The 12,098-nt window shown below is 39.6% G+C and carries 9 protein-coding genes; all 9 read left to right on the top strand.

Features of this window, described 5'->3' with window-relative positions; genetic code table 11:
- Nucleotides 1-41 precede the first annotated feature (41 nt).
- Nucleotides 42-1,544 (top strand): lipopolysaccharide biosynthesis protein, encoded by a 1,503-nt coding sequence (locus BLU87_RS10485; protein ID WP_139167537.1) that lies wholly within the window; start codon nucleotides 42-44, stop codon nucleotides 1,542-1,544.
- A 39-nt stretch (nucleotides 1,545-1,583) separates the two neighbouring features.
- The gene (locus BLU87_RS10490) at nucleotides 1,584-2,459 is read left to right on the top strand and encodes a glycosyltransferase family 2 protein (RefSeq protein ID WP_092347916.1); all 876 of its coding nucleotides are present in this window, start codon (nucleotides 1,584-1,586) and stop codon (nucleotides 2,457-2,459) included.
- Between the two features lie 29 nt (nucleotides 2,460-2,488).
- A complete protein-coding gene (locus BLU87_RS10495; RefSeq protein WP_092347919.1) occupies nucleotides 2,489-3,814 on the top strand; it encodes an O-antigen ligase family protein in 1,326 nt (441 codons plus the stop codon).
- 18 nt (nucleotides 3,815-3,832) lie between these two features.
- Nucleotides 3,833-4,417: an acyltransferase gene (locus tag BLU87_RS17815; RefSeq protein ID WP_092347922.1), complete on the top strand. Its 585-nt coding sequence runs from the start codon at nucleotides 3,833-3,835 to the stop codon at nucleotides 4,415-4,417.
- A gap of 35 nt (nucleotides 4,418-4,452) precedes the next feature.
- Complete coding sequence (locus tag BLU87_RS10505) at nucleotides 4,453-5,583, top strand: glycosyltransferase (protein WP_175498355.1); 1,131 nt, start codon at nucleotides 4,453-4,455, stop codon at nucleotides 5,581-5,583.
- Nucleotides 5,584-5,593: 10 nt separating this feature from the next.
- Nucleotides 5,594-8,104 (top strand): NosD domain-containing protein, encoded by a 2,511-nt coding sequence (locus tag BLU87_RS10510; protein WP_092347928.1) that lies wholly within the window; start codon nucleotides 5,594-5,596, stop codon nucleotides 8,102-8,104.
- A 199-nt stretch (nucleotides 8,105-8,303) separates the two neighbouring features.
- The gene (locus BLU87_RS10515; protein ID WP_092347931.1) at nucleotides 8,304-9,632 is read left to right on the top strand and encodes a polysaccharide pyruvyl transferase family protein; all 1,329 of its coding nucleotides are present in this window, start codon (nucleotides 8,304-8,306) and stop codon (nucleotides 9,630-9,632) included.
- Between the two features lie 35 nt (nucleotides 9,633-9,667).
- A complete protein-coding gene (locus BLU87_RS10520; RefSeq protein ID WP_092347934.1) occupies nucleotides 9,668-10,570 on the top strand; it encodes a glycosyltransferase family 2 protein in 903 nt (300 codons plus the stop codon).
- A gap of 103 nt (nucleotides 10,571-10,673) precedes the next feature.
- Entirely contained in the window at nucleotides 10,674-12,098 is a 1,425-nt protein-coding gene (locus BLU87_RS10525) for a mannose-1-phosphate guanylyltransferase/mannose-6-phosphate isomerase (protein WP_092347937.1), read from the top strand.

Consider the following 12,098-nt stretch of genomic DNA (forward strand, 5'->3'; position numbering starts at 1 on the left):
ATTAGAGTATAAGTTTTTACACTTTCTACAGAGGCAACATTTTGCATAAATATCATCATATATTTGATACGTCCCATTTGAATTCAGATTTAAAAAAAAGGTCATTGAAAAGTGGTGCCGTAACCTTGACTTCTCAGGGAATTATGTTTGTCCTTCAGTTGGGGTCAACCATGGTTTTAGCGAGGATATTAAGTCCTGAAGATTATGGTATTAATGCCATGGCTGTGGCTATCACGGGGTTTGCAAATATTTTCAGTTATTTGGGATTGTCAACAGCGACAATCCAACGTGCAGAAATCAACCATAATCAAGTCAGTACCCTTTTTTGGATAAATGTTCTCATTGGAGTATTTCTAACCATTATAATAGCAGCACTGGCTCCCGTGGCAGCATGGTTTTATAATACCCCTGAGATGGTTGCTGTTATGCTGTCGTTGTCCTTGGTTTTCTTCATGATTGGTTTGTCTGTTCAACATTCGGCATTGCTGACTCGACAGATGCGTTTTTACTCGATTGCTAAAATTCGTATTTTTTCGATGATAGTAGGTCTCTTGGTCGCCATAGTAACAGCTTATCATGGTGCCGGATACTGGGCCCTAGTCTTTAATACGTTGGCTAGTACGACATGCTCAACCATATGTTTTTGGTCGGCGTGTCGATGGAATCCTGGACTGCCGTCACGTAACGCTGGGGTTGGTAGTATGATCAAGTTTGGTATTGATCTGGTTGGTTTTAATATTGTCAGTTATTTTTCAACGAATTTGGACAATGTTTTGATTGGGCGTTACCACGGGAGTGGGGCTCTTGGACTTTACAGCAAGGCATATCAGTTACTTATGCTTCCAGTGACAAACTTACGTGACCCGATGGTTACTGTCGCGATGCCAGCATTAAGTCGTTTACAGGCTGATCCTGATCACTATCGAAGTTATTATATGAAGTGTGTTTCTTTGTTAGCATTTATTTCAATGCCTATTGTTGTTTTTATGTTTGTTTGCTCTGATCCTCTTATTACTTTTCTGTTAGGAACCCAGTGGATTGGTGCCAGTGAAATTTTTAAAATTTTAGCTATTGCAGCGCTTATACAACCCGTAGTTGGAACTTTGGGGATGGTTCTCATCTCTAAAGGGAAAAGCAGGATGAATCTTAAGCTTGGGGTAGTAAAAGCTACAGTGATAAGCTGTTCTTTTTTCTTTGGAGTACCATGGGGAGCTAAAGGAGTTGCAATAGCCTATACAATCTCTAATTATTTAGTCTTTCTCCCTCTTCTGTATTTTAGTTTTCTAGATTCGCCTATAAGGATGTTAGATTTTTTTAAATCTGTATCCAGACCTTTTCTCGCAAGTGTTTTAATGGGGCTTGTGTGTTCCTTGTTCCTTCTCAATGTCGTAGACAAAAATATCATACTTGTTTTGACTCTCGCATTTATTGTTTCTGCTGCACTTTATATAATTGTTTTTTTGTTAACCCCAAAGGGCATTGAAAATTTAAAAGAATATTATTCTTACATTAAGTTGATATTAGGAAGAAGTGATAAGAATTGATCACTCAGGTGAAATAATAATTATAAAAGGTGTATATACATGAACGGATTATTTAGCGTAATTGTTCCAGTGTACAACGGAGAAAAATTTATTAAAGAAACATTGGAATCAGCGCTCGATCAGGTGAATGTTGATTTTGAGATTATTGTCATTGATGATGGTTCAACAGATAACACTAGGAAAATTGTGCGTTCTTTTGGAGAAAAAGTTACTTTGTATGAGCAAAAAAACTCAGGTGTTTCTGTCGCTAGAAACTTTGGTTCTAGTAAAGCCAATGGAGAGTATTTAGCTTTTTTAGATGCTGATGATATTTGGATGCCTGATAAGTTAAAAAAGCAACAAGATAAACTAAGCAATGGCTGCGATCTAGTTTATACAGACAGGTATAATATCGGCGAAATTGGAGATTTACCCCAAATCCATTCAGATATTTGTGAAATGCCAGAAGGTGATATTTTTGAAAAACTTTTATGCGGTAATTTTATTACTAACAGTAGCGTTGTCGTAAAAAAAACAATTTATGAAAAGTTTGGCGGATATGACGATAAACTTTATACCTGTGAGGATTGGGCTCTTTGGTTGACGATTTCAGCATATCATAACATCGGTGTTTGTCTTGAACCATTGGTTAAGTATAGGTTCCATGCGGGTGGTAAAAGTCGAAATTACAAGCGTCAGGCATTAACTCGAAATGAAATTATTCGATCGATTTTAAATACACCACGAGGTCTTCAATTAACTCGAATTTCAATCGCCAAAATTTGGTCTAAAACATATCGTACATCAGCGTGGGCATCTGCTAGCTCAGGGGATCTGGTTATGTCAATAGCGTATTATTTGCACGCTCTAGCTCGATGGCCTTTCGATTTGAGTTGCTGGTATGATTTGGCCAGGGTTTTAGCTGGCCGTGCTTAGATTCTATTGTATTTGGACTGTTTATTCTTATGGGCAAAATTCTTCTATTAACTATTTTGGCATCTGTCGGGGGGGCTGCACTATTTCGGCCGTGGATCGGCATTGTAACTTATTATCTACTCGCCTTGCTTGGGCCTCAATATATCTGGTGGTGGGTTTTTGATGGACAGCGGGTCTCTTTAGTTGTTGCGATAGCATCCATTGTTGGTGTCTTAATGAAGTTTTTGAATAAAAGATATGATACCTCTTTTTTATTCAATAAACAAAATGGTTGGCTTGTTTTTCTCTGGTTGTGTATCGTTTGTTCTTTTTTTTGGGGTCCTTATGTTTCTGCATTTTCTTTTTCGGGTTTAGGGCCCAAACAAATATTTTCTTTATATAATACAATTTTTATTTTTTATTTTATTTCGGTTCTCGAAATAGATGAACTATATAAGCTTCGTTATTTGTTCGGCATATTGGTTGTTTCTACGCTTTTTCTGACTTATTGGGCAAATATACAGTATTTTAGTCAGAATTGGGCCCAGTTTAATCATGGACGATTGATGGGGCCTACTAGTGTTTTTGGACAGGGGATCTACCGTGATGAAAACACGTTTGCTATGTTTTTTGTCTCTGGATTGCCTTTTGTGTATTACTTGGGATGGCAGATCAAAAAAAAATGGCTAAAATTATTGCTGTGGTCATTTATTCCTTTGGGGTGGCACGCTATTTTTTTAACGGGATCCAGAGGAGGCCTGCTTGGTTCCATAGTTATAATGATGACTATATTGATTTTGTCAAATCGAAAGATACTTGCTTTTCCCTTGGTGTTAGTTTTTATGTTGTTTTATCAATTACAAGCTGGCGATGTGATGCACAATCGCAGTGAATATATTGTTAATATCGAAGGTGAGAATTCAGCTGGTGATCGTATTACTGCCTGGAAAGGAGGGCTACGCATAATTATGAGTCATCCTATTACAGGGGTTGGACTTAGTTCTTTTATCACAGCCTTGCCTGACTATATTGAAAGTAGGCATATGGTTGCACATAATACATTGGTTCAGTTTGCTGCCGAGTCAGGTGTGGGAGCTGGCCTCGCATATCTTGTTATTGTCGGATTTTTCTTCAATAATGCATTGAAAATAAGGCGGTGGACCAGTGCTCAGCCAATAGATGAAGAAATACAGTTTATAGGGCTTTGCAATAATGCCAGTATCTCGTCATTTAGCGGATTGATAGTTTGTTCTCTTTTTTTAAGTTTAAACACTTATGAAGTTTTTTTTGTGCTATTGCTTTTTAATAATGCGCTGTATCAAATTTATTTACGAAAATTTAACCCTACGTTTCGTTCATCTTTCTCCAGACAGTAAAGAATGCGGGTTTTTAAAATGAAAAATTTATTAAAAACAATTATCCGACTGATCGCTCTGCTGTTTATTTTTCCTGTTTATGGAATTATGTTGATTGGAGAGGTTTTATTGAAAAACGATTTGTCTTTCCAAGGCTGTTCACAATTCTTGAGTCTGTTCCCTGGTGTCCCAGGGAATTATTTAAGGCAGCAGTTTTATTGTTTGTCATTAAAGGAATGCCATAACGATTGTTGTATTGAGTTTGGCACGCGACTTAATCAACGTGACATCGAACTTGGTCGGCGAGTGTACATCGGAACTAATTGTTGTATTGGACTGTGTCGGATAGAAGATGATGTCATGTTAGGAAGTAATGTCGATATTATCAGCGGAAAAAAACAACACAACTTTGACAGCTTGGATACCCCCATGCGTGAGCAGGGGGGCGAATTGGAGACCATAGTCATTGGTGAAGACTCATGGTTGGGAAATAGCTCAGTTGTTATGGCGAATATTGGAAAAAAATCAATTGTAGCTGCCGGGAGTGTCGTCATTAAAGACGTAGAACCCTACAGTATCGTTGGGGGAAACCCTGCAAAAATGCTTAAAAATCGTCTTGATTAAGCTATATGTCTAAAGAGATAAGAGAAATTAGCGGTATGAAGAAAGTGGTCCACCTGATCGCTAGTAGTGGTTTGTATGGAGCTGAGAAATGGGTTTTAGCCTTGATGCGTGCGATTGATACTTCCCTTTTTTCCTGTACACTAGTTAATTTATATGATGCCGCTGAAGGGCAAAGCGCTGTAGTTGCTGGCGCTCTTGAACGTGATCTTGACGCTATCGACTTTTACACTCGCGGTAGCTTTAACCCTCTGTCGATTATCCGACTCTCTCGTTGGTTTAAACAAAACCACATTGAAATCGTCCATGGTCACGGATACAAGTCAGATATTATCGGACTGTTGGCTGGGCGATTGGCAGGGTGTAAAGTGATTTCTACTCCCCATGGATGGACGAAAAATCCTGGCAAAAAATTACAATTTTATGAATGGCTGGATTGTTTGTTTTTTCAGTTGATGGATGCTGTTTGCCCATTGTCTGAAGAATTACTGAAAGGGCTTAAAGGGAAAATCCCCTCTAGAAAACTTAGATATATTTTAAACGGTGTTGATATTGACGAAATTGATCAGTCTCCCTTGTCTATTATGAAAAAAGACAACGAATATATCATTGGCTATATCGGACGCTTAATTGATGATAAGGACATCCCAACCCTGATACGTGCTTTTAAAATGCTAACTGATTCCCCATTGTCAGATTTTTACTTCTTCAAGTTGTACCTGATTGGCGAGGGCCCAGCCTTGCCAGAATTAGAGTGTCTAGTTGAACAGTTCCATTTGGCGCAACAAGTTAAGTTTTCAGGTTATCGTTCTGATGCCACTTCTTTTTTAAAGTGTTTTGATATACTCGTTCTGCCTTCTTTGAGTGAGGGTGTGCCGCGTTGCATTATGGAGGCATTAGCAGCTAAGGTCCCTGTGGTCGCTTCTGATATTCCTGGTAACCGTGTGTTAATCAAACATGAGATAACGGGAACTTTATTCAAAACCGGTGATGAGGAAGCTCTTTTTTTAATATTAAAAAGGCATCTAGAAAATTGCCCAATGTGCTACAATACTGTTAATTCAGGACGAATTTTGGTACAGGAAAAGTTTTCAAATGTACGAATGGCAAGGGAATATGCTTTAGTATACACGGAATGCCTCGCGAATTTAAAAAATAACAGTGGATAGGAGTACTTAAATGAAAAGTCAAATAGTCACATTTATGTCTGCGGTAATTGTATCTTCCTTTTTGTTTAGTTTTTCTGCCACCGCTGACGTTTCAAATCGAATTGATCCTGCTAGCCTAGAATATCTCGGGGCATTCAAGATGCCAACGGATTATTCTTATGGTGGTTGGAAAATTGCAATAAACCCTGCTGGAAATGGTGGTTCAGGCAGCTTGTTCGCCGGACGTGGAACTGAAGGAAATGGGGGCTATCTTGGCGAAGTGACAATACCAGCACCTCTGGGTACTGGTGCTACATCCTCACTGCCAAGGGCTTCGATTATTCAAAGCAAGATTACTATTTCAACAGCGGCACCTCAAGATACACAAGGACAACCGGCTTATTCCGAGCCCAGAGGGTCACAGACCGCTGCTAAAATTTACACGCCAAGTTATACATTTTACAATGTTGATAACTCGCTGTTCACATCCCTCGGTTGGGTCAATGCAAACCTATCAAGCCCAAATCAGGCTGGTTCTTGGAATATTACCTCAACCGCTGGGAGCATGGTTAACAAGGTTGGTGGTTATGCTTTTTTCGTTCCTCAACCTTGGGCTGATAAACATACAAGCGGGAGATCATTAATTGTTGGCTATCATCGCGGTTTTGCAAATCAAAGTTCTAACGGGCCGACAATGTTCGCCACTGCTCCATGGGCAGTCGGAAATCCTCCGTCGAGTGGAACTAATATCCCTTCGACTGAGTTACTAAGGTATCCAAGTATTGACACGGCTGAAGGGGGTACATCGTCGGCACCAATTACTAATTTTACTGACTATTCCATGAGCCACCACGCTAAAGGTGGTGCATGGGTTGAGTGGGGTGGTAAAAGAGCCGTCCTCTTTGTCGGAATTGCCGGGACAAACTCCAGTTATTGTTATGGTTCTAGTTGCTCGTCGGCAATTTGTACGCCACGTCAAGGGCCAAATAACCCGCCTTATTCACCGAAATTCTGGTGGTACGATGTTGATGATTTTGAAGCAGTTGCCGCTGGAACGTTGGATTCTGACGAGCCATCCCCCTATTATGAACAAACTCCATCAGAAGCTTACAACAATAGCTGCGCTACAGATTTTTACCAGTCAGTTGCTTTCGATGAAACGACAGGCCGTATTTATGCAGCAGAACCAATTAGCGGAGGCGAAGTCGCTATTCACGTTTATCAAGTTGATGGTGATTCACCAACTCCAACATACAGTTATTGCATAGATGCTGACAATGATAATTATTATTTATCTGGCTCTTGTTCAAATTATGGGTCCGACCCAGGCGGGACTTATATCCTGCAATCATCAGCAGATGGGGTTGATTGTGACGATACCGACGATAAATTTACTTTTGATTGTGAAGGTGCCGGAGATAGACAGGTTTATGTCGATACGCTGTCTGAGCTTTATGCCGCTTTTGACGGAGAACGTGATGGCGATGAGATTGTCATTGCGTCTGGAACATACACCCTAAATTCGGCAGCATTGTCTATTGATGCACCCAACGTCATAGTCAGGGGGGCAACAGGGAAAAGGGATGATGTGATCATTCTGGGTGATGCGATGACATCTGGTGCGAATATTAAATCAATTTTCTATTTTCCTCAAGGAGCCTATGGTCAGAATGCAACTATCAAAGATTTGACTGTCGGTCGCGTCGGTTGGCATGCTCTTTTCTTTAATGGGAATGGGTCCGGTAATGGGACAACGATTGATAACGTTCGTATTTTCAATACTTATGAACAAATGGTCAAAGGGGCTGTAGGTACCTCTGGTACAAGTAATGTTACGATAAAAAATTGTTTGTTTGAGTTCACAACTCCGCCACTTAACTATTATACAGGAGGCATTGATGCGCATAGTGCTTCAGGGTGGGTGATTCAGAATAACGTGTTTAAAAATATTAAAAGCCCTAACACCTCTGTTGCTGAACATGCAATCCATCTTTGGTCTAATACTGACTATTCTGGGTCAAATACAATTGAACGCAACAAAATTATTAACTGTGATCGCGGTATTGGAATCTGGCATAATTCAGGTGTGGCTACAATTAGAAATAACATGATTACCAGTGATGGTTCTGGGACTTTCCCGGATGTTGGAATTGATATCCAAGACTCTCAGAATAGCAAGATCTACAATAATACTGTCTGGATGGATCCAAGTGGATATTATGCGGCAATGGAAATCAGGGATACAACGACAACTGGTGTTGTTCTTACAAACAATTTGACCAATAAAGAGATCGCTATATTCTCTGGCGTAGGGGCTACTAAAACCACCAACGTTGAGAACGCTCAATCCTTATGGTTTAACAGTACGGAAACAGGAGATTTACATTTGTCAAGTTCTGTTGCGACTGTTACAGGGCGTGGTACAACTATTGAGGGGTTGATTGATGATTTTGATGGTGAACCGAGATCAGGTAGCATTGACATTGGTGCGGATCAACTAAATCAAAATATTTTGCCTCCGCCTAACGTGAAAATTAATTAGAGCATTTAATAAAAGTTAATGGTTATATTTTAAACCCTCTGAACCAAAGGTTACTGTAAATCTGCTTCAGAGGGTTTTGTTAACTAAAAAAGACATTCATAAATTTCGAATTTGTTTTAATTAGGGAAGCCACACGAGGCTGATCATATGTAAAAGAAGATAGATATTTAGTATTTAAGAATATTGGAATATTTTAGTTATGATTGAAAAGAGTCAACGAAAAATACACATTGGTGTTTTTGGTACTTATGGATTCGAAAATATGGGAGATGCAGCTGTTGCTGATGCAACCATAGCTGGTTTAAAAAGGCATATCCCAAACGCAGAAATTGTTGGGATTTGTCAACAACCTGAAAATGTTGCTTTGCGTCATCATATTAAAGCTTATTCAATTCATCGAGTATTCCTAACAAAGACACAGACTGCAGGGTCTGATGGCATCCCTGTAGATAAAGTAGATAACCATGGTGGTTCTTCGTTTAAAGTAAGGATTATTGGGTTTATAAAGACTTCAAAATTCATTTTCAGGTTAGCGAAGGTTGTACAAAATACTTTACTCATTCTCTCTTTGATAGTTAAAGAAATTAAATTTTCTTTTGTTGTTTTAGAGAGAGTAAAAACACTTGATTTGATGGTCATGTCTGGGTCTGGACAATTAAATGAAGAATGGGGCGGGGCTTGGCGCTATCCTTTTGGTTTGTTTCGTTGGTGTCTTCTTGCCAGGCTCTCAGGATGTAAAATAGCTTTTTTAAGTGTTGGTGCTGGAGTTATTGACACTTTTTTGGGAAAGTTTTTTTGTTTATCCGCTTTACGTTTAGCCCATTATAGATCCGTCAGAGATATACGGAGTAAAAAGCTTGTTGAGTCATGGCGTGTTGGAGCGGTTCAACTTGTCCCCGATATGGCGTTTTCGATGAAATTCAAAATAGATGAAACACCAACAAGTACTGATGGTGTTTTCACGGTCGGTATCAATCCCATTTCATTTTGTGATCCTCGAACCTGGATTGTTTCTGATCAAAATAAATATGATTCGTATGTTGAAAAAATTTCAAAATTTTGTGATTGGCTTCTGTCAGAAGGGTACTCATTAGTTTTTATTCCCAATGAACTCGTTATGGACAACCGGGCAATTGACGATATCTTGGAAAAGATTGATCCATTGTTAGTTGACAGCACTAGGGTTATTCGTCCTGAAATTGTGAATTATCCTGATGTGTTTCGAAGTTATGCAAGGTGTAATTATGTAATAAGTAGCCGATTTCATGGTTTGTTGTTTTCCTTTATGTCTCAACTGCCCGTAATCGCCTTAGCCCATCATTATAAATATTTTGAATTAGCTGATGAAATGGGCCAAAAAAAATATTGTCTTGATATTGCGAATTTCAACTTGGATGAACTTAAATTATTATTCAAAGATCTAGTCGTAAATGAAAAATCAATTAAAGATGCAATCAAATTAAATTCTGATAATTATTCTGGAATTGTAGAAAATCAATACATGAAAATGCGTGATTTTGTTGTTTAAAATTTTATTCTTAATTTTAATGTAAGGAGGGCAAATTGGCAGGGAGTTCTCATATACCACGTGTTAGTATCGGTTTGCCAGTATACAATGGAGAACGATATTTAGAGGAAACATTGAATTCAGTGTTGAGGCAAACCTACACTGATTTTGTGGTTTATATTTCTGATAACGCTTCCACTGACAAAACGGAAGAAATTTGCAGACAGTTTGTTGACCAAGATTCTCGTATTGTTTACGAACGGCATCCTAAAAATATCGGGGCAGCAGGGAATTACGAACGTTCTTTTCTCCCTGCTAAATCAGAGTTTTTTCGTTGGCAAAATGCTGATGACCCAATTGAGCCAACTCTTATCGAAAAATGTTTGAAGGTCTTGGATGAGCATTCAGACGTTGTATTGGCATATGGGAAAACATATATTATTGATGACAACGGTAATTTTGTAAGAAAATACGATGATAATTTAGCCCTCATGCAGGATACTCCTTATCAGCGTTTTAAAACGTGTTTGGAGAATATAAGATTGCAAAACTTAATGTATGGGCTTATAAGGCGGGATCTATTGGCCCAAACAGCAAGAATGAAAGCCTATATTTCAGCCGATATTAACTTAATCGCAGAGTTAACCCTTTACGGAAAAATATATGAAGTTCCTGAGCATCTCTTTAACCGAAGGATTCATGAAGAGAGTAGTAGTTGGGACATGAAAGATAATGATACACTCCAAAAGTTCTTCAATTTATCTAAAAAGAATCTAGCGTTGCAAACGTGGCGTAATATTTATCAATATTATAAGTCAATTAATAAATCACCAATTTTGATTAATCAAAAAATATCACTTGTTTTCTATCTTTTAAGATATTCATTTTGGAGAAAAAATATACTTACTTCAGAACTTTTCGAATGCCTCCAACATAAATTTGGTATGGGCATAAAGTAAAATAATTCAGTCTAACCACTGAACTTATTCCTGCTATTTTCTGTGCTAGATGGATTATCCTGAACACAGCATTTTGATATGATTTACAATTCGGAGGGATTTCATGGTTTTACCTGTAATTTTATCTGGTGGTGCCGGTACCCGCCTGTGGCCACTTTCACGTGAGCTTTATCCTAAGCAGCTTCTCCCTTTAGCTGGCGATAAAACAATGCTTCAGGAGACGATCAGTCGGCTGGATGGTATCGAGGATGTTGATGCCCCTCTGATTGTCTGTAACGACGCTCATCGTTTTATGGTCGCCGAGCAAGTGAGGCAGCTTGGTCTAGAGGCTCAGGCTATCATCCTTGAACCCTGCGGTCGCAATACAGCACCAGCAGTTGCTATTGCCGCACTTCATGCTCAGAAAGGTGACGCTGATCCTATCCTTTTGGTTTTGCCTGCTGACCATTTAATTCAAGATGTTTCAGCGTTTCACCAAGCTGTTCAAATCGGTGTAGAACAAGCTGAACAAGGAAATCTTGTTACTTTTGGCATTGTTCCAACCCTACCAGAAACCGGCTATGGCTATATTCGGGCGGAGCAGGGTGGCAAGCGCTCTGCATATCCCGTCGCCGAGTTTGTTGAAAAACCGGATTTAGAAACAGCAGAGCGATACCTTCAAAGCGGTGACTATTATTGGAATAGCGGCATGTTTATGTTCCGTGCCAGTCGTTATCTAGAGGAGTTGGAACGTTATCAGCCTGAGATGCTTTCGGTGTGTCAGTCTTCTTTTGCCGGTATGCAGACAGATCTGGATTTCCAACGGTTGGATGAAACTGTTTTTTCAACCTGTCCAGCAGATTCCATTGATTATGCGGTCATGGAAAAAACTGATCAGGCTGTGGTGATTCCACTGGCTGCTGGATGGAATGATATTGGCGCCTGGTCCGCTCTCTGGGATGTTCAACCACATGATGAGGATGGCAATGTTATCATTGGTGATGTTTTGACTGCGGATGCAGGCAATTGTTATCTCCATGCGAGTCACCGCTTGATTGCCGCAGTTGGCGTCAAAGATCTGGTCGTGGTGGAAACCGCTGATGCGGTTATGGTCGCAAAAAGGGATCAGGTCCAAAATGTGAAGGCGATTGTTGAACAGTTAAAGCAGCAAAAGCGCAATGAAGCACTTTTACATCGCCGGGTGAATCGTCCGTGGGGAGCTTATGAAGGGATCGATACTGGGGAACGCTTTCAGGTCAAAAGAATAACTGTCAACCCGGGGGCCAGTTTATCGTTACAGAAGCATCATCATCGTGCTGAGCACTGGGTTGTCGTCAAGGGAACAGCAACCGTCACCTGTGGCGACCGGGTTATGGTTCTTTCTGAAAATCAATCGACATATATCCCCCTTGGTGAAGTTCATCGTCTGGAAAACCCAGGTAAAATACCTCTGGAAATTATTGAGGTGCAATCGGGTAGTTATCTTGGCGAAGATGATATTATCCGTTTTGAAGATAATTATGGCCGAGAGCCACAAAAACCGGAATAA

The organism is Desulfuromusa kysingii, from assembly GCF_900107645.1.
GTDB lineage: Bacteria > Desulfobacterota > Desulfuromonadia > Desulfuromonadales > Geopsychrobacteraceae > Desulfuromusa > Desulfuromusa kysingii.